This window comes from Ruminococcus sp. N15.MGS-57, assembly GCF_000980385.1.
Lineage (GTDB): Bacteria > Bacillota > Clostridia > Oscillospirales > Ruminococcaceae > Hominimerdicola > Hominimerdicola aceti.
Genome location: NZ_LARF01000028.1, coordinates 13,106 through 31,810 on the forward strand (window position 1 = coordinate 13,106; position 18,705 = coordinate 31,810).

Annotated in this window: 17 protein-coding genes and 1 riboswitch; of the genes, 14 read left to right on the plus strand and 3 right to left on the minus strand. The window is 43.6% G+C overall.

The features are described 5' to 3' along the window. Positions 1-96: 96 nt before the first annotated feature. From dapB to asd, 3 genes are all read right to left on the minus strand, one after another. Entirely contained in the window at positions 97-855 is a 759-nt protein-coding gene (gene dapB / locus WS40_RS07135) for a 4-hydroxy-tetrahydrodipicolinate reductase (protein WP_022286927.1), read from the minus strand. Positions 856-1,005: 150 nt separating this feature from the next. Continuing rightward, complete coding sequence (dapA, locus tag WS40_RS07140; RefSeq protein WP_046441406.1) at positions 1,006-1,896, minus strand: 4-hydroxy-tetrahydrodipicolinate synthase; 891 nt, start codon at positions 1,894-1,896, stop codon at positions 1,006-1,008. A 36-nt stretch (positions 1,897-1,932) separates the two neighbouring features. Further along, entirely contained in the window at positions 1,933-3,015 is a 1,083-nt protein-coding gene (gene asd / locus WS40_RS07145; RefSeq protein WP_046441408.1) for an aspartate-semialdehyde dehydrogenase, read from the minus strand. 173 nt (positions 3,016-3,188) lie between these two features. After that, positions 3,189-3,377: riboswitch (Lysine riboswitch) on the minus strand. Positions 3,378-3,596: 219 nt separating this feature from the next. Between asd and queA the strand changes: the two genes are divergently transcribed. From queA to WS40_RS07215, 14 genes are all read left to right on the plus strand, one after another. Beyond that, positions 3,597-4,649, plus strand: a complete 1,053-nt coding sequence (gene queA, locus WS40_RS07150; protein ID WP_022286924.1) for a tRNA preQ1(34) S-adenosylmethionine ribosyltransferase-isomerase QueA — start codon at positions 3,597-3,599, stop codon at positions 4,647-4,649. A 68-nt stretch (positions 4,650-4,717) separates the two neighbouring features. Beyond that, positions 4,718-5,839: an acyltransferase family protein gene (locus WS40_RS07155; protein ID WP_046441410.1), complete on the plus strand. Its 1,122-nt coding sequence runs from the start codon at positions 4,718-4,720 to the stop codon at positions 5,837-5,839. Next, positions 5,829-6,200 carry a PAS domain-containing protein gene (locus tag WS40_RS07160; protein WP_041337306.1) on the plus strand — a complete coding sequence of 124 codons (372 nt, stop codon included), beginning with the start codon at positions 5,829-5,831 and terminating at the stop codon, positions 6,198-6,200. Before WS40_RS07155 ends, WS40_RS07160 begins: the two co-directional genes overlap by 11 nt. Before the next feature lie 29 nt (positions 6,201-6,229). Then, positions 6,230-7,372 (plus strand): tRNA guanosine(34) transglycosylase Tgt, encoded by a 1,143-nt coding sequence (gene tgt / locus WS40_RS07165; RefSeq protein ID WP_046441412.1) that lies wholly within the window; start codon positions 6,230-6,232, stop codon positions 7,370-7,372. A gap of 256 nt (positions 7,373-7,628) precedes the next feature. Beyond that, on the plus strand, positions 7,629-8,186 hold the full coding sequence (locus WS40_RS07170) for a manganese efflux pump MntP (RefSeq protein WP_046441414.1): 558 nt from the start codon (positions 7,629-7,631) through the stop codon (positions 8,184-8,186). Positions 8,187-8,473: 287 nt separating this feature from the next. After that, complete coding sequence (locus WS40_RS07175) at positions 8,474-9,139, plus strand: HAD family hydrolase (RefSeq protein WP_041337309.1); 666 nt, start codon at positions 8,474-8,476, stop codon at positions 9,137-9,139. 21 nt (positions 9,140-9,160) lie between these two features. Then, positions 9,161-10,828, plus strand: a complete 1,668-nt coding sequence (locus tag WS40_RS07180; RefSeq protein ID WP_117958143.1) for an AMP-binding protein — start codon at positions 9,161-9,163, stop codon at positions 10,826-10,828. A 213-nt stretch (positions 10,829-11,041) separates the two neighbouring features. After that, positions 11,042-12,094: a fibronectin type III domain-containing protein gene (locus WS40_RS07185; RefSeq protein WP_046441416.1), complete on the plus strand. Its 1,053-nt coding sequence runs from the start codon at positions 11,042-11,044 to the stop codon at positions 12,092-12,094. A gap of 149 nt (positions 12,095-12,243) precedes the next feature. Beyond that, positions 12,244-12,897 (plus strand): hypothetical protein, encoded by a 654-nt coding sequence (locus WS40_RS07190; RefSeq protein WP_325208475.1) that lies wholly within the window; start codon positions 12,244-12,246, stop codon positions 12,895-12,897. A gap of 347 nt (positions 12,898-13,244) precedes the next feature. Beyond that, the gene (gene pheS / locus WS40_RS07195) at positions 13,245-14,264 is read left to right on the plus strand and encodes a phenylalanine--tRNA ligase subunit alpha (RefSeq protein WP_022288228.1); all 1,020 of its coding nucleotides are present in this window, start codon (positions 13,245-13,247) and stop codon (positions 14,262-14,264) included. Then, a complete protein-coding gene (locus WS40_RS07200; protein WP_046441421.1) occupies positions 14,264-14,854 on the plus strand; it encodes a hypothetical protein in 591 nt (196 codons plus the stop codon). The genes pheS and WS40_RS07200 overlap by 1 nt, the downstream gene beginning before the upstream one ends. 22 nt (positions 14,855-14,876) lie before the next feature. Beyond that, entirely contained in the window at positions 14,877-17,291 is a 2,415-nt protein-coding gene (gene pheT, locus WS40_RS07205) for a phenylalanine--tRNA ligase subunit beta (RefSeq protein ID WP_046441423.1), read from the plus strand. Between the two features lie 128 nt (positions 17,292-17,419). Continuing rightward, positions 17,420-17,665, plus strand: a complete 246-nt coding sequence (locus WS40_RS07210; RefSeq protein ID WP_022288225.1) for an IreB family regulatory phosphoprotein — start codon at positions 17,420-17,422, stop codon at positions 17,663-17,665. A 130-nt stretch (positions 17,666-17,795) separates the two neighbouring features. After that, complete coding sequence (locus WS40_RS07215) at positions 17,796-18,635, plus strand: polysaccharide deacetylase family protein (protein WP_046441425.1); 840 nt, start codon at positions 17,796-17,798, stop codon at positions 18,633-18,635. The last annotated feature ends 70 nt before the right edge of the window (positions 18,636-18,705 follow it).

Consider the following 18,705-nt stretch of genomic DNA (forward strand, 5'->3'; position numbering starts at 1 on the left):
ATGAAAAAAGGCTGCCGTATAAAACAGCAGCCTGAGAGTGTAAAAAATCTCTGAAATAGTGGAACGTCAAGGACGCCCAATGTATCTGATATTTAATTAAAGTGAAGCAAGAAGATCGCTCATTGCGTAAAGTCCTGCCGGCTTTCCACAAAGGAAAACGCCTGCATTCACTGCACCCACAGCGAAAACCTGCTTTGAATGAGCCTCATGCTTGAGTGAGATAACTTCATCTCTGCCTGCAAAGATTATCTCATGCTCGCCAACAATAGTGCCGCCACGGACAGAGTGCATACCGATCTCTGTCTTTTCTCTCTTTGCTCTTACAGAATGACGATCGTAAACATAGTGATACTTGTTGTCAAGCTCCTCGTTTATTGCGTCGGCAAGCATGATAGCTGTGCCTGACGGAGCGTCTATCTTCTGGTTATGGTGCTTCTCGATTATCTCGATATCATACTGACCGCCAAGAACTTTTGCGGCAGTTTTTGCAAGATTTGCAAGAAGATTGATACCAAGGGTCATGTTGAATGTGAAGAAAACAGGTATCTGCTCGGAAGCCTTGTGTATCTTCGCTGTATCCTCTTCTGTATAGCCTGTGGTAGCTATTACAAGGGCAGTGCCGTTTGAAAGGCAATAGCTGAGAAGTCCGTCCAGTGCGGAAGGGTGTGAGAAGTCGATTATTACATCAGGCTTTTCAGGCAGGTCGGCAGGCTCTTTTACAACAGGGAAGTCTGCATAAGCCTCGCCGAACTTGTCGATACCTGCGCTTACTGTGCAGTCGTCACGCTCTGACATAACGTCATATATGAACCTGCCCATTTTTCCGCAGGCGCCACATATTGCGATCTTAGTCATTTATATCATTCCTTTTCTTTTTGATTTGTAGATAAACGTAAGTGATAATGTCAAAGACAGCGTTTGGGTTGTCGGGGACGCCAACCCTTACATTAGTACATTTTTATAACGGTAAACATAAAGGGCGAATTTCTCCGCCCTTTGTATATTTTACTTGATAAGTCCGAGAGCGTTCATTGACGCTTTCAGCTTTTCTATCTTATCATCGCTCATTCTTACAAGCGGCAGACGACACTCGCCGACCTCAAAGCCCATAAGATTAAGAGCTTCCTTGACAGGGATAGGGTTTACGTCGCTGAAAAGTGCCTTTGCAAAACCAAGGGTCTTGAATACCTTTTCTCTTGCTTCCTCATACTTTCCATCAAGGCAGAGCTGTGTGATCTCATGTGTTTCAAATGGCATACAGTTGGAAAGAACTGAGATAACACCCTTTCCGCCCAGAGCCATGATAGGAACGATCTGATCGTCGTTGCCTGAATAGATATCAAGGTCATCGCCGCAGAGAGCTGCCACCTGTGTTATCTGGCTGATGTTTCCGCTTGCTGCCTTGATAGCAACGATATTGTCTATCTTTGCAAGCTCACGGCAGGTCTCAGGAAGAATGTTCACACCTGTTCTTGACGGTACGTTGTAAAGAATGATAGGCAGTGTAACAGCCTTTGCGATAGCGGAGAAGTGTGCGATAAGTCCTGCCTGTGAAGTCTTATTATAATAAGGTGTAACACAAAGCAGAGCGTCAGCACCAAGCTCCTCAGCCTTCTTAGAAAGGTTTACGGCATACTCTGTATGGTTTGAGCCTGTGCCTGCGATAACAGGAATTCTGTGATTTGTCTTTTCAACAGCATAGCGGATACACTCGATATGCTCCTCATCTGTCATGGTAGCACTTTCGCCTGTTGTTCCGCAGATTATGATAGCGTCTGTGCCGTTGTCGATGTTGAAATCGATAAGCTCACCCAGCTTGTCAAAGTTGATAGAGCCGTCAGCGTTCATAGGTGTAACGATAGCAACGCCTGCGCCTGTGAAAATAGTCTTTTTCATAAACAGCACTCCTTTCGTGCGTATATATGTGTTATATTAGTCAAAATAGCCCTTTGCTGCAAGAAGCTCAGCCAGCAGAACTGCTCCGCCTGCCGCACCTCTGAGTGTGTTATGTGAGAGGCAAACGAACTTATAGTCATACTGTGAATCTTCTCTCAGTCTGCCTATTGAAACTGCCATGCCGCCCTCAAGGTTTCTGTCGAGCTTAGCCTGTGGACGATCGTTCTCTGTGAAGTAGTTAAGGAACTGCTTTGGAGCGCTTGGAAGCTGAAGCTCCTGTGGAACACCGCTGAAATCTTTCCAAGCCTGAAGAATCTCTTCCTTAGAAGGTTTATTCTCAAATGATACGAAAACTGCTGCTGTGTGACCGTCGGAAACAGGAACTCTCAGGCACTGTGTTGTGATAGCTGGAGCTGTTGCGTCAACGATAATGTCGCCCTCGATATGACCCCAGATCTTAAGAGGCTCTTTCTCAGACTTTTCTTCCTCGCCGCCGATATAAGGGATAACGTTGTCAAGGATCTCAGGGAAGCTTTCAAATGTCTTGCCTGCGCCTGAAATTGCCTGATATGTGCAGGCAAGAGCCTTTGTTACCTTATACTTATCCATAAGAGGAGCAAGAGCAGGAACATAAGACTGGAGTGAGCAGTTAGACTTAACTGCGATAAATCCTCTCTTTGTGCCAAGTCTTTTTCTCTGTGAAGCGATTATCTCGATATGCTCAGGGTTTACCTCAGGAATGACCATTGGAACATCAGGAGTATGTCTGTGTGCGGAGTTGTTTGATACAACAGGGCATTCAGCCTTTGCATACTTTTCTTCAAGGGCTCTTATCTCGTCTTTCTTCATATCAACTGCGCAGAATACGAAATCTACCATTGAAGCGATCTTCTCAACGTCCTCCTCGGCGTTCAGAACTGTAAGCTCACCGATAGCTTCCGGCAGAGGCTCTGAAAGCTTCCACTTGCCTGCAACTGCGTCCTTGAGCTTTTTGCCTGCCGAACGTGGTGAAGCGGCAACGCATACTACATTGAACCATGGGTGTTTGTCAAGAAGCAGAGAAAATCTCTGACCTACCATTCCTGTTGCACCGATGATACCGACATTGTACTTTTTCATATTAAAACTCCTTTTCCTGTGCCATGGTAACAATTTTCTTTGGCGTTATACACTAAAATATGCCGCTGTTCAAATGTTATTTTGCACAAAACATAAAAAATAAACAAATAATAAAAAAACTGGTTGAAAACCAGTTCATCATACAATATAATAAGAATGTTGACATAAAAATTTATGCCGATAGCACTCCACCATTTGTAATGATGACAACTGATAGTCTATTAAACTAACAGTCAGCAAGAGTGTTCCCGATACTCCGCTTCGGCAGTTTTACCTTTCTCATTTACCATAGGCGTTGGGACGCTGTTGTGTGGGGTCACACGAAAAATGATACTCATTTCAACTGCACCTCTATCTGTTCTGTTTAATGATAACAAATATTTAGCGTTCTGTCAATACATATAGATAAAAATATTTTAATTTTCTGTAAATTAATAAGTTTATATGAAATTAAATGGCTTTAAAGAATGTTGACAGTTGTTGGAATAAGGACTTTGAGAATGGTGAGAGTGGGACGTAGAGGACGCCGTTCCCTACATTATTATAATTATTATATTTTAAATAAATAGGAGATATTTAAAATGCTTGATATCAACAATATGAAAAGATCGGATTTTTATTATGACCTGCCACAGGAACTTATTGCACAGACCCCTGTCGAGCCTAGAAATGCTTCGAGAATGATGAAGATAAACAGGCAGACGGGAGAAGTGGTACACGACCATTTCTATAATCTATGCAATTATCTCAAAAAAGGTGACTTGCTTGTGCTTAACGACTCAAAGGTGCTTCCTGCGAGGATATACGGCGAGCGTGAGGACACAGGCTCGTTCATTGAGTTTTTGCTTGTGGAGCAGAAAGAGAACATGGTCTGGGAGATTCTTTGCAGACCTGGCAAAAAAGCCAAGATCGGCACAAGATTTGTTTTTGGCGGTGGTAAGCTGAAGGCGGAGATAATCGACGTGCTTGAGGACGGAAACCGTATCGCACGATTTGAGTGCGAGGAGAATTTCTTTGCCACACTTGACGAGATAGGTCAGATGCCTTTGCCGCCTTACATTACTGAAAAGCTGAAGGACAAGGACAGATACCAGACGGTTTATGCTCATGAGCTTGGCTCGTCTGCTGCGCCGACTGCCGGTCTGCATTTTACTGAGCAGCAGCTTGAGGACTTAAAGGCAATGGGTGTGAACATTGCGTATGTTACTCTGCACGTTGGTCTTGGCACGTTCAGACCTGTTAAGGAGGACAAGGTCCTTGACCATAAGATGCACAGGGAACATTATGAGCTTAGCCGTGAAACTGCAGACATGATAAACGAAACGAAGAAAAATGGCGGACGTGTTATTGCGGTGGGTACTACTTCATGCAGGACGCTGGAGAGCGTGGCGGCATTCAATGACGGAAAGATAGTTCCATGTGATGGTTACACGGAGATATTTATTTATCCTGGCTTTGAGTTCAAGGTGCTTGACGGACTTGTTACTAATTTTCACCTGCCTGAAAGCACGCTTATAATGCTTGTTTCTGCATTTATGGGATACGAGAACACTATGAACGCTTATAAGATAGCGGTTGAAGAGAAGTACAGATTTTTCAGCTTTGGTGATTGTATGCTCATAATATCTGAGTGAGGAATTAAGGTATCGCCTGCGGCGATGATATCTCATTTCAAACTTTGTTTTACGGAGGTTTTTTCTATATGAATGACATTAAGTCAGGGGAGAAGAAACGACTGTATTTATATGACAATCTGAAATTTCTGCTTATAGTGCTTGTGGTCTTGGGGCATTTGATAGACGACAGCACTGTCAAGCTTTTTGGTGACGGCGGCGGTGAAACAGGTGTACCGCAGGCAAAGGTTTTTAGCGGCGCATTTGTGTTTCTGTATGCTTTTCATATGCCGTTGTTTTTATTCATATCAGGACTGTTCAACAGGGGTCATGATGACGGCAGGAAAGTGCTTGGAAAGACGCTTGGATTTGTTGTTATCGGAATGTTAATGAAATGCCTGAATTATTGGTCGCAGGTGAGATTTCAGACGGATTTTGACAAGGAAAACAGTGATGGCGAGATATTCTTTGACCTTTTAGGCGGCGACGGTGTATATTGGTATATGTTTGCAATGGCGGCGTTTATGGGGCTTTGCTATCTGTTAAGAAACAGCAGACCTTGGGCGGTGCTTACGGCGGCTATGGTGACGGCACTTTCGGCAGGGTATGACCCTTGCGTGGGCGATGAATATGAGCTATCCAGGATAGTGGTGTTTTTCCCGTTTTACTACTGCGGATATGTGCTTGACCCTGAAAAGGTTGCTGATTTTGTGAAGAAGTGGTATGTAAGGGTGCTGTCCTTGGGAGTGATAGGCATTTGGGCTTATTTCTGCTTTGGAAAAACAAAGCTTGTTTATCCGCTGAGAATGCTTCTTACGGGAAGAAACTCTTATTTTGCCATATCTGAAGCAACGGACATGGATTGCACTTTTTTGAGCAGGCTTCTTGTTATGGGTATCTCGGCACTGCTTTGTTTGGCGGTGCTTGGTATTGGGCTTGATGTGAAGATTCCACTGATAACAAAGTGCGGCTCCAGGACTTTGCAGGTGTACTTCTGGCACAGAACTATAGTTTATATGCTCACATACTATGGTTATCAGGCATATCTTGCAAAGGCTTTTCCTGAACGTTGGGAGCTTTATTTGTCACTTACAGCGATACCTATTGTATTGGTGCTTTGCATAAAAATATTTGGTGTGCCTCTTGATATGGTGCTTAAAGGAATAAGGGGCAGGAATGATATTATAAAGGAGAACGGAAATGGAAAATAACTTTTTTAAGAGCGTTATTGACGCAGACGATGCACCTGTGGTTATTTGCGACCTTGAGCATACGATAGTATATATGAACCCGACAGCGGTCAAAAGATATGAAAAGCGTGGAGGAGCGGCTCTTGTGGGCAGGTCCATAAAGGGCTGTCACAACGGGGATTCTAATGACAAGATAGAGCAGGTCATTGCATGGTTCAAAAAGGACAAGGGTAACAACAAGGTGTATACTTTCCGCAACGAAAAGGAAAATAAGGACGTTTACATGATAGCTCTCAGAAATGATGAGGGAGAGCTTATTGGATATTATGAAAAGCATGAGTACAGAAATATTGAAACTATGAAGCTGTATGATATGGAATAGGCTGAAAAAATAATTTATAAGGAGAATTTATGTTTACATTACTTAAACAAGAGGGTGCTGCACGCAGGGGGCAGTTTGAAACTGTTCATGGAACTATACAGACACCTGTTTTTATGAACGTGGGAACTTCGGCGGCGATAAAGGGCGGAGTTTCTTCCATTGATTTAAAAAATGAGCTTAAAACTCAGGTGGAGCTTTGCAATACCTATCATTTGCACGTCAGACCGGGCGACGACATTATATACAAAATGGGCGGACTTCACAAGTTCATGAACTGGGACAAGCCTATTCTTACAGACAGCGGCGGATTTCAGGTATTTTCTTTGGCCAAGCTGCGTAAAATCAAAGAGGAGGGCGTGTACTTCAACTCTCATGTTGACGGACGAAGAATTTTTATGGGTCCTGAGGAGAGTATGCAGATACAATCGCACCTTGCGTCTACTATCGCAATGGCGTTTGACGAGTGTGTGGAAAACCCTGCTGAGCATAGCTATTCAAAGGCAAGCTGTGATAGAACGGTAAGGTGGCTTGAGAGATGTGTCGCTGAGCAGAAAAGGCTCAACGGACTTGAGGAGACTATAAACAAGCATCAGATGCTGTTCGGTATCAATCAGGGCTGTACTTATGAGGACCTGCGTATCGAGCATATGAAGCGCATAAGAGAAATGGAATACTGTTCGGGATTTGCTATTGGCGGTCTTGCTGTAGGTGAGCCTACTGAGGTAATGTATAACATTATCGAAAAGGTCGAGCCTTTTATGCCAAAGGATAAGCCGAGATATCTTATGGGCGTTGGCACACCGACAAACATAATCGAGGCTGTTTACAGAGGCGTGGACTTCTTTGATTGCGTAATGCCAAGCAGAAATGCACGTCACGGAACGCTGTTCACATGGAACGGCATTATGCACATCACTAATAAAAGGTATGAAACTGACCCTAGACCTATTGACGAGCATTGCGATTGTCCTGCTTGCCGTAATCACAGCAGGGCGTACATTCGTCATCTGTTCAAGTCTGAGGAGCAGTTGGGAGGCAGGCTGGCAGTTATGCACAATCTGTATTTCTACAACACGCTCACGGAGAAGATAAGAGAGGCTCTTGACGAGGGCAGATTTGAGCAGTTCAGAAATCAATACAGCTCGCTTCTTGCTTCAAAGTGTGAGGATTAACAAAATATAACGGTATGACGCTGTTTTCGGAAAATGCAAAGATGTTATTTTGTATTTTCCGAGATGGCGTTTTTGTGTTGAGTGGGGGCTATTTTATTTGATGAAAGCATGGGCTTGTTGCTTCGATGGGCGAACGCTGTTCGCCCCTGCAGAAAAGGTGTGGTAGCAGGTGTAAAGAGTGTGGGTGCAGATAAAAATATAAGGGAAGTCAAGATTGAATGTAAAGCTGTTTTTATAAATTATACAGGGGGATTATATGAGTATTTTTGAGCTTTTTCTTACTGCGTGTGGACTTTCTATGGACGCTTTTGCGGTATCGGTGACTAATGGGCTTTGTGTCAGAAAGGGGAGAGTCAGGGGAGCATTGATGTGCGGTATCATATTCGGGCTTTTTCAGGGGATAATGCCTGCGATCGGCTATGCGCTGGGCATGAATTTTGCGGAGTACATAGAGAGGTTCGACCACTGGATAGCTTTGATACTGCTTGGGTTCATAGGGTTGAACATGATATGCGGTTCGGGGGACGATGAGATCCAGACAGTGGGCAGGCTCACTTTCTGGGCGGTGCTTGTGCAGGGATTTGCCACCTCTGTGGACGCACTGGCTGTGGGCATAAGCTTTGCTGCACTTGGTGTGGGCATAGTCAGGTCGGCGGCGTTTATATGTGTTGTTACGGCGACCTTATCGTTCTGTGGGTTTATGCTTGGTAACAAATTCAGCGGAAAACTCAAAAGCAAGGCAAGGATAGTTGGGGGAGTTATTTTAATATGTATAGGGCTTAAAATATTCGCTGAACAGACTATATTTGCTTAAAACAATTTTCTTATTCACATAAATATGTATCACATAGATATCTTTGTGAATTTTAATTTAACAATTACAGGTGTGTATGTTCATAAACAAGCCACAATATCAGTGTATAATAAATCTCGTGATTTTTAGACAAGTGTATAAATTTGCGATTAATGTACAAACTTATGATAAGTGTACAAAGTTATGATACGTGTATAAACTTGCGATAAGTGTAAAAATTAGTGCATGGTGACCGACAAGTTTATGGAAAGTCGGAGGGAGGAAAGGCTTTTTGTATAGCTGGTTTTATGAAAAAGCTATTTATTTTTGATCTGGACGGAACGCTTGTAAATTCTATTTATGATCTTGGGGACGCCATGAACGCGGTACTTGAGAGATATGGGTTTCCTGTGTTTGATTATGATACCTACAAGCATTTAGTGGGAAATGGTACTTTGAAGCTTGTTGAGCGGGCTTTGCCTGAGAAGCTGAGAAGCGAGGAGAACATCAAAAAGTATCATGCTGAGTTCTCTGAGGAATACAACAAGAGATGTGTGAACAAGACCAAGCCTTATGAGCATATCTGCGAGGTGCTTGACACGCTTCGCAATGAGGGCATTATGACGGCGGTGGCTTCAAACAAGCCTGACGGCTTTGTGAACTACATTGTAAAGAATATTTTCGGTGAGAAAGATTTTGACCTGATCGAGGGCAAAAAGGACGGTGTTCCGACAAAGCCTGCGCCTGAGATAATATACAATATTCTTGGCACGCTTGGGGTCAAGGCTGAGGAAGCTGTGCTTATCGGAGATTCTGATGTGGACGTTATGACGGCAAAAAATGCGGGTCTTGACTGCATTGGCTGTGAATGGGGCTTCAGGGGCAGAGAAGAACTTGAAAATGCAGGTGCGAAGTATATTGCGGAAGTTCCGCAGGACATAGTGAGCATTTGTCATGAGATAAACAGGATATAATTAAAACGGAGGATTTCATATATGAGTTTTGTAATGGCTGATTTTTACAAGAGATTTGTTGACGAGGAGCTTGACAGCGAGGGCAGACTTAAAAGCTTTAAGCTTGACCTGCCTGAGAACTTCAACTTCTCATATGACGTTATAGACGAGCTGGCTAAGAACGTGCCTGATAAGGTGGCTATGCAGTGGGTCAACGAGGAGGGTGAGGAGCATATCTTCACTTACAAGGATCTTTCTGAAAAGAGCAGTCAGGTGGCTAACATGATGCTGGCACACGGAGTTAAGAAGGGCGATTTTGTTATGGCTGTTCTTAAACGTCATTATGAGTTCTGGTTCCTTGCTTATGGTCTTATGAAGATAGGCGCTATCCTTGTGCCTGCAACTTGTCAGCTCAAGAAAAAAGACTATGTTTACCGCTTTGACGCTGCTTCTATCTCTTATATCGTGGCAACTGCAGAGGACGATGTTCCTAATCAGGTGGACAGAGCTCTTGAGCAGTACAGCGGCATGAAAGAGAAGTTTATCACTCACGGTGCTAAAGAGGGTTGGATAGATTTTCTCAGCGAAATGGACAAGTATCCAAAGACTTTTGAGAGGATCGAAACACACGTTACTGAGTCAATGCTCATGTATTTCAGCTCCGGTACTACCGGTTATCCTAAAATGGTACTGCACAAGTATTCACTGGCTGCGGCACACATTATCACTGCTAAGCACTGGCACCACCTTGACGAGAACTCACTGCACCTTACTGTTTCTGAAACAGGCTGGGCAAAGTGTGCATGGGGCAAGATGTTTGGTCAGTTTATCTGCGGTGCAACAACTTTTGTATATGACTTCGACAGATTTATTCCTGCAAACGTGCTGAAAGTAATTCAGGATTACAAGCTGACTTCTTTCTGCGCACCTCCGACGATGTACAGATTTTTCATCAAGGAGGGTCTTGAAAACTATGACCTTTCTTCACTGAAATATAGCTGTATCGCCGGTGAGGCTCTTAACCCTGAGGTATTCAACAAGTGGTATGAGTACACAGGTCTTAAGCTTATGGAGGGCTTCGGTCAGACAGAGGGCGCTGTGCTTGTGGGCAATCTTTACGGCATGGAGCCAAAGCCGGGCTCGATGGGTAAGCCTACACCGCTTTACAACATCGGTATCGTTGACAACGAGGGCAAGCCTGTTAAGGTAGGCGAGACAGGTGAGATCGTTGTTTACGCTAAGAGAGGCGAGAACCCTGCGCTGTTCAAGGAGTATTACAGAAACCCTGAGGCAACGGACAACGCTTGGAGATTTGGTATGTACCACACAGGCGACACTGCTTACATGGACGATGACGGCTACTACTGGTATGTTGGAAGAACGGATGACCTTATCAAGGCTTCGGGTTATCGTATAGGACCTTTCGAGATAGAGAGTATCCTTATGGAACACCCTTCTGTACTTGAGTGCGCTATCACTGCGGCTGATGACGCTATCAGAGGCAAGGTAGTTAAGGCTACTATCGTGCTTGCAAAGGGCTACACTGCTTCTCCTGAGCTTGCTAAGGAGCTTCAGAACTATGTTAAGCAATCAACTGCGCCTTACAAGTATCCTAGAATAGTTGAGTTCGTGGACGAGCTGCCTAAGACTATCAGCGGTAAGATTCGTCGTGTTGAGATAAGAGAGAATGACAGCAAGAAGAATGGGTAATTGATTGAGATATGATAAAAGCACAATGCTCTTGGTGGGCGTTGTGCTTTTTGTGTATTGCTTCGACGGGCGAACAGTGTTCGCCCCTACGGAATTTTGCAAAATATTTGATGATTTTTTTGTAAAAGTATTGACAAATATTTGACTTTATGGTATTATATAATATTACCATGATATATGGGAAATTATAGAGAATCGGGAGAGGTGCTTTTTATGAAGAATTGTATGAAGAAAACGGCGGCTGTTGTTATGGCGGCAATGCTTATGGGCACGGGGGCTGTTGTACCTGCGGCGGAGGATATGGGGATATTCTCACAGACGGCTATCGTTGCGGAAGCGGCGAGTGTTGGCAAGGTAACGGGGCTTAAATCAAAGACGCTTTCAAACAGTGAGATACAGCTCAACTGGAGCAAGGTAAAGGGTGCGAGCGGTTACACTGTTTATATGCGAAAAAACGGCAAGTACAACAAGCTTGGGGATTGCAAGGGTACGAGCTACACAGTTAAGAAGCTGCCTAATGCAACGAGAGAAAATTTTAAAGTAAGGGCATACAAGACTGTAAATGGCAAGAAAGTTTACGGAAAATATTCCGCAAACTGGAACACGGCGACCAATCCGCAGGCTTGCAAGGGGCTAAAGGTAAGCAGTGTTGGCACTGACAGCGTTAAGCTTTCTTGGACGAAGATAGGCTGTACAAATTACCGCATTTATCAGAACATAAAAGGCAAATGGAAAGAGATAGGCAAGACCACAGGGACAAGCTACACTGTGAAGAAGCTTGCGCCTGCGACAAAGTATCAGTTCAAGATAAGGGCTTGCAAGCAGGACGACAAAAAGACGAATAATAATCACTATGGCAAGTATTCGGGTGTCGTGACGGCGACAACTAAGAAGAGTGACAAAATCACGCAGGCAGATATTGATGCTATGAAAAAGGAACTCACAGCATATTCAAGAGAAAAAGCAACGTATATTAAGGAACATTACACAGAATTTTGGAAATATGGAACAGATTTCAATACACTCGAAGAATTTTTTGAATTAAAAGAAGGAAGTGTAACTCCCGAAACTGCAAGTTATGATGCAGTATATACAGTACCATATACGCAAAGTAGTCTTTCTGACACAATAGAGGTTTATAAGAGCGAGTTGGACTATCTGTACAATAAATATGGCAACACTTATTATGTGGTGTATATTCAGAATTGCCCAAACGGTCATAATATAAATCCTGATCCTTGTTGGGCTATCTATTTTCTTTATTAATAGCGGACACATATAGCACAATTTCATTCAAACGTGTTGACTTTTGCGCCTTTCAGGTGTATAATAAAACTGAAAATAGATAAGAAAATGTACAATGCTCTTATGGGTGTTGTGCATTTTTTGTATCATATGGTTATCCTAATTGTGAGGTGAATGTTTTGCAGGCGGTTTATGAATATCCTCCGAAGCTGTCAAGGGTGGAGAGGCAGGTCAAGGCGGCACATGATATTGAAGAACACAGGAAAATGCAGAGGAATATGTATAAGAATATCCTGCTTGGGGTCGTTATCATCATAATTGGTGCGGTGTTTGCAAGTGCGGTCTTTGCAAAGGTTCTGCTTATATTGCTTGGGGCTTGCAATTGTTCTGTGGGCGGGCTTATGTACTGGTATTACTCGTTTTCACGGGACACCGATGTTTACACGAGGATATATGAGGATCACATTGAACACTCTCAACGCATGGGGCTTTCTAAAAGCTATCTGCACATATGCCTTTACTATGAGGAGGTAGAGAAGTCTTATCAGACAAACAAGGGCAGACTCATTTGCGTGCTGAAAAATGTGGAGAAGTCAAGCTTTGTGGTAAAGGACAAAGAGGGCGGGGAGAAAGCTTTTGTGCCTGAGGACGGTATGATAGCTCTGAGCTTTCAGGACACTAAGGGCAAGCTTGTGCTTATCAATGACTTTTATGAGAAGATAGGTTATCCACACAAGGAATACAACAAGATAGAGGACGAGGAGGACGATTATTACTCCGAGGAGGATATGAAGTGGGACAGGCTTCATAAGCATGGGTTGTAGTTGTAAACTTTTTGTTAAGCCCTTGAAATGTGAGGCGGAATGTGATAACATATTATTGTATCAATACACTTAAAACACTATGACCGAGAGAGTAGTTTTGCTAAGGGTCTTCAGAGAGAAGCTGTGGCGTGTGTGCGTTTTCTGAAAGCGGCTTTATATCCTGACAAAATGAAGTTCACTTGCGAGTGGTCATGCCGAATGAGAGATAGTCTTTAGTAAGCGTGAACGTCTGTCTGCGTTAAGGACGGAAGAGTGTTGGCTCTTTACTGATAGGTGGTATAAACAAGAATTTCAAAGTCTTGTCCTGTTTAGTCGGGGCAGGGCTTATTTTTATAGGAGGATAAGTAATGAAAGAACAGTTGAAAAGCATTGACGAGCGTGCGAAAGAAGAACTTTCACATATTGATGACGCCAAGCTGTTGGAAGATTTCAGAGTAAGATTTCTTGGCAAAAAGGGAGAGATAACTTCCATACTTAAGCAAATGGGCAAGCTTTCCGCAGAGGAAAGACCTGTTATCGGTCAGCTTGCAAACAAGGTAAGAGCTGATATCGAGAACGCTCTCAACAAGCGTAAGGAAGAGCTTAAGAGCAAAATGGAGCAGGTAAGGCTCACAGAAGAAGCTATAGACGTTACGCTTCCGGGCAAGAAAACAAGAATAGGCAGACCTCACCCTCTGAACGCTACTCTTGAAGAGGTAGAGGAAGTGTTCCTTGGCATGGGCTTTGATATCGTTGACGGTCCTGAGGTTGAAACAGACCATTATTGCTTCGAGGCACTGAATATGCCTAAATCTCACCCTGCAAGAGATACGCAGGATACATTCTACATCAATGAGAACGTTGTTCTTAGAACACAGACTTCTTCCGTTCAGATAAGAACTATGGAGAAGAGAAAGCCGCCTATCAGAATCATTTCACCTGGCAGAGTTTATCGTTCTGACACAGTGGACGCTACACATTCACCGTTGTTCCACCAGATAGAGGGTCTTGTTATTGACAAGGGCATCACTATGGCTGACCTTAAGGGTACTCTTGAGCTTCTTATGAAGCGTCTTTACGGCGAGGACACTCAGATAAGACTTCGTCCGCACCATTTTCCATACACAGAGCCTTCTGCTGAAGTTGACCTTATGTGCTTCAACTGCCATGGCAAGGGCTGTTCAATGTGCAAGCAGGAGGGCTGGGTAGAGCTTCTCGGCGCAGGTATGGTACACCCTAAGGTACTTGAGGGCTGTGGCATTGACCCTGAGGTTTACAGCGGATTTGCATTTGGTATCGGTCTTGAAAGAATAACAATGGGCAGATACAACATCAATGATATGCGTCTGCTTTATGAGAACGATATGAGATTTTTAGAGCAGTTCTGATGAATGAAGTTATGAGCCAGAGCAGGCTTTGCAGAAAGCTTGTGCCGTCAAAGGCTAAGCTTGTAACGTCGGCGGCTATCAGCATACTTATGGCGCTGATAGTAGGCGTTGGCGGTGGGTTATCGGTCATGCTTGTAAAAGAACAGCAGAGTGCATGGGATATGCTCATGCTATGTGGGTTTCTGATAATTTTTCTGGGTGTCCTGCTTTTTATCGGAATAAGAGGATTTAAAAGGCAGGTAAAACAATACAGAGGGAACCTTGCAAGGCTGGAGCAATTTGACGCTCAGGATATGCTGGCTTTGGAAAGCGAGATAGAGGGAAGCGAGTTCAAATACAAGACCTTTTATCTACTTGACAGATATATGTATGTGCCTAAGGCTAAACTGCTTATAAAATATACGGATATTAGAGAGTTCAAGACCATAGTTCACAGCACAAATGGTGTCAATGACAGCATGAAAGCTGAGATAACTGATAATTTCGGGATAAAATATACTGTGAACATAAAGCGGTGGAAAGATTTCTATATTTATAGACCGCTGTTTTTAAAGGACTTGGACGAGAAGATACAAAACTGCGGTAAATGATAAGATTACGGAGGAATAATAAATGGATTTGTCAATGAAATGGCTTGCAGACTATGTAGACTGCGATATGCCGATAAAGGATTTTGTTTCCGCTCTGACGCTTTCAGGCTCAAAGGTAGAGTGCTTTGAGCAGGAGGGCAAGGATATTTCTAACGTTGTTGTGGGCAAGGTAGTTTCTATGGAGCGTCACCCTGACTCTGACCATATGTTCATCACTCAGGTAGACGTTGGAGAGGACGAGCCTGTTCAGATAGTTACAGGTGCTCAGAACGTTCATGAGGGAGATTTTGTGCCAGTTGCAAAGCACAAGTCATCTGTTCTTCATGAGGGAAAGCAGGTGAAGATAACAAAGGGCAAGCTGAGAGGTGTTGCTTCTAATGGTATGCTTTGCTCTCTGGGCGAGCTTGGACTTTCTGTTCACGATTTCCCATATGCTATAGAGGACGGAATTTTCATTCTTGGCGATGACTGCGACAAGACAGTAGGCAAGGATATACATGAGGCTATTGGATACAATGACACAACTGTTGAGTTTGAGATAACTTCAAACAGACCTGACTGCCTTTCTGTTATCGGTCTTGCAAGAGAAACTGCGGCTACTTTCGGCACAGAGCTGAAAGTCAAGAAACCCGAGTTCAAGGGCATTGACGGGGATATCAACGATATGCTCAAGGTAAAGATACACAACACTGACCTTTGCAAGAGATATATGGCTGGTATCGTAAAGAATGTAAAGATAGGTCCGTCACCTCGTTGGATGAGAGAACGACTCAGAGGCTGCGGCGTTAGACCTATCAACAACTTTGTTGATATCACAAACTATGTTATGCTTGAATACGGCAGACCGATGCACGCTTTTGACCTGAGATATGTTAAGGACGCATCTATCAACATCAGAAACGCTAAAGCAGGAGAAACTATCACAACTCTTGACGGCGAGGTAAGAGAGCTTTCAGAAGAGATGCTCGTTATTGCTGACGCTGAAAAGCCGGTTGCAGTTGCAGGCGTTATGGGCGGCGAATACAGCGGTATCATGGACGATACAACTACTGTTGTATTTGAGTCTGCTTGCTTTGACGGCGCAAGCGTAAGAACTACAGCCAAGAAGCTTGGCATGAGAACTGACGCTTCTGCAAGATATGAAAAGGGTCTTGACCCACATGAGTGCTACGAGGCTCTTATGAGAGCTTTCCAGCTTGTTGAGGAGCTTGGTGCAGGTGAGGTCGTAAAGACTTACATTGATGAGAACTATGAGGACGAAACACCTAAGACGGTGGATTTCGACCCTGAGTGGATAAATAAGTTCCTTGGTACTGAGATACCTGAGAGCGACATGGTTGAATATCTCACAAGGCTTGGCTTTGAGATAAAGGACGGCAAGGTAGTTTCGCCATGGTACAGAGTGGACATTGCCTGCAAGGCTGATGTGGCAGAGGAAGTTGCTAGACTTTACGGCTACAACAAGATTCCAAACACTATCGTTAGAGGTGTTGCTCAGGCTAAGCTCACCGAGGCGCAGAAGTTTGACAGACATATACAGAGATCTATGCTCGCTATGGGTCTTAACGAGATATCTACATTCTCATTCATTTCGCCTAAGTATTTTGACAAGATAAATCTTCCTGCTGACTCAAAACTGAGAAAGACAGTTGTTATCACAAACCCTCTTGGCGAGGACACTAGCGTTATGAGAACGACTATCATTCCGTCTGTATGTGAAGTGCTTGCAAGAAACTACAGCTACCGCAACCCTGAGTGCTATATCTTTGAGAGAGGAAACGAGTATATACCTGTTGAGGGAGAGGTGCTTCCTAACGAGCCTGAAAGACTTGGTTTTGGTTTCTATGACACTGAGACAAAGGCTGACTTTTATGATATCAAGGGCATTGTAGAGGGTCTGCTCTCTAAGCTCGGCGCACAGAAAGTTGAATTTGAAAAGGCTACTGCTGAATGTAGCTTTGACGAGTTCTACGCTTTTCATCCAGGCAGAGTTGCTGTCGTTAAAGTAAATGGTCAGGAGATCGGCATTTTTGGCGAGCTTCACCCAAGAGTTTTGGAGAACTACGGCATTGACGCAAGAGCTTATGTGGGAAAGATAAATGTTCCTGAGCTTATGGCAAGCTGTGTTGCTCAGAAGACATATAAGCCGCTGCCTAAGTATCCTGCTACAACAAGAGATCTGTCTATCGTTTGTGATGACGATATCCCTGCGGCTCTTCTTGAAAAGACTATAAGCAAGGCTGTTGGCTCGATACTTGAAAAGGTAACGCTCTTTGACGTTTACAAGGGCGAGCAGATCGAAAAGGGCAAAAAGTCTGTTTCATACTCCATTTCAATGCGTTCACATGACGGCACGCTTACTGACGAGCAGGCTGACAAGGCTATGAAGAAAGTTCTTGAAGCTCTCAAGGCTATCGGTGCTGAACTCAGAATGTAAAAAATATAGTGCTTGATTTGTATAATGTGCATAAATTTTGCTTTTGGACTTGTTATTTTGAAACAAATGGAGTATAATAATATCAGGCGTATTGCTGATATTAATACATTGCAGAGGGGTTGAGCATAATGCACGAACAAACTATGGAGTTTTCAGTACAGCACGACAAGGAGGCTGAGCTGAAAAAGACACTTACAATTATATATGACGCTCTGAAAGAGAAGGGCTATAATCCTATTAATCAGATCGTAGGTTATATTCTTTCTGAGGACCCGACCTACATAACAACATACAATAATGCCAGAAGTCTTATTCGTCATATTGACAGAGATGAACTTTTGCAGGCATTGGTGAAGTCCTATCTTGAGTCATAACTGATATTTAAAGGCGGTAGTTTTTACCGCCTTTTTTGTTTTACGTCAGAATTTACCTGAAACGTATTTTTGTATAAAGCCGTTTTCTGAACATAATAGTATAAGATGATAAGAAAACGGAGGGCTTCATATGAAGATAAGAAATTGCATGGCACTTATTTGTGCAGTTGTAGCGCTCAGTGCTTGTGGCAGGACAGTGATAATGCGTGAGGGAAATTCATCAGAGGGAACAAGCTCGGCGGTCATCGAGCCTGTGGCTGTGGGAAAGAAAACCGCAAAGGAAAAGATAGATCTTTCGGGGCTTTCACATGACAAAGTCGGATATGGTCAAGGCGTTCTTGTGGACGAAAAGAACAGGACGACTGGTGCGCTTGATTTTAATGCACAATACGGCAAGCTTAACGCAAAGGCTATAAATAATGATGACAAGATATATCTGACCTTTGATCAGGGTTATGAGAATGGATACACTGAAAAGATCCTCGATGTGCTGAAAGAGAAAAAGGTCAAGGCGACGTTTTTTCTTTTGCAGGATTATGCAGAGAAAAATCCTGAGCTTGTGAAGCGTATGATAGACGAGGGGCATATTGTGGGAAATCATTCGGTACACCATTATTCTATGCCGACGCTTGGACAGGCGGAATGTGAGTCGGAGATAAAGGATTTCCATAAGTATATGGAGGATAACTATGATTATACCATGACAGTGTTCAGACCGCCTATGGGTGAGTTTTCGGAGTTCTCTCTTGGAGTGACGGCAAACTGCGGTTATGAGACTGAGCTTTGGAGCTTTGCTTACGCTGATTGGGACGTGAACAATCAGCCTGATGAGGGGCAGGCACTTGAAAAGCTTGTGAATGCGGCTCACCCGGGGGCAATTTATTTGCTTCACTCGGTATCGAAAACCAATACTGATATTCTCGGGGACTTTATCGACAGAGTGAGGGCTGGCGGATTTGAATTTGGCTGATAAAAGAATATGATGAAGGCGTTGTAAAAAAACAGCGCTCAAAGAGTCGAGATTTCCTGCTTTTGGGAAA

Bases quoted from the DNA above. Each gene is read 5' to 3' on its own strand.
- dapB (WP_022286927.1), bottom strand. From the start codon at position 855: ATGACTAAGATCGCAATATGTGGCGCCTGCGGAAAAATGGGCAGGTTC.
- dapA (WP_046441406.1), bottom strand. From the start codon at position 1,896: ATGAAAAAGACTATTTTCACAGGCGCAGGCGTTGCTATCGTTACACCT.
- asd (WP_046441408.1), bottom strand. From the start codon at position 3,015: ATGAAAAAGTACAATGTCGGTATCATCGGTGCAACAGGAATGGTAGGT.
- queA (WP_022286924.1), top strand. From the start codon at position 3,597: ATGCTTGATATCAACAATATGAAAAGATCGGATTTTTATTATGACCTG.
- WS40_RS07155 (WP_046441410.1), top strand. From the start codon at position 4,718: ATGAATGACATTAAGTCAGGGGAGAAGAAACGACTGTATTTATATGAC.
- WS40_RS07160 (WP_041337306.1), top strand. From the start codon at position 5,829: ATGGAAAATAACTTTTTTAAGAGCGTTATTGACGCAGACGATGCACCT.
- tgt (WP_046441412.1), top strand. From the start codon at position 6,230: ATGTTTACATTACTTAAACAAGAGGGTGCTGCACGCAGGGGGCAGTTT.
- WS40_RS07170 (WP_046441414.1), top strand. From the start codon at position 7,629: ATGAGTATTTTTGAGCTTTTTCTTACTGCGTGTGGACTTTCTATGGAC.
- WS40_RS07175 (WP_041337309.1), top strand. From the start codon at position 8,474: ATGAAAAAGCTATTTATTTTTGATCTGGACGGAACGCTTGTAAATTCT.
- WS40_RS07180 (WP_117958143.1), top strand. From the start codon at position 9,161: ATGAGTTTTGTAATGGCTGATTTTTACAAGAGATTTGTTGACGAGGAG.
- WS40_RS07185 (WP_046441416.1), top strand. From the start codon at position 11,042: ATGAAGAATTGTATGAAGAAAACGGCGGCTGTTGTTATGGCGGCAATG.
- pheS (WP_022288228.1), top strand. From the start codon at position 13,245: ATGAAAGAACAGTTGAAAAGCATTGACGAGCGTGCGAAAGAAGAACTT.
- WS40_RS07200 (WP_046441421.1), top strand. From the start codon at position 14,264: ATGAATGAAGTTATGAGCCAGAGCAGGCTTTGCAGAAAGCTTGTGCCG.
- pheT (WP_046441423.1), top strand. From the start codon at position 14,877: ATGGATTTGTCAATGAAATGGCTTGCAGACTATGTAGACTGCGATATG.
- WS40_RS07210 (WP_022288225.1), top strand. From the start codon at position 17,420: ATGCACGAACAAACTATGGAGTTTTCAGTACAGCACGACAAGGAGGCT.
- WS40_RS07215 (WP_046441425.1), top strand. From the start codon at position 17,796: ATGAAGATAAGAAATTGCATGGCACTTATTTGTGCAGTTGTAGCGCTC.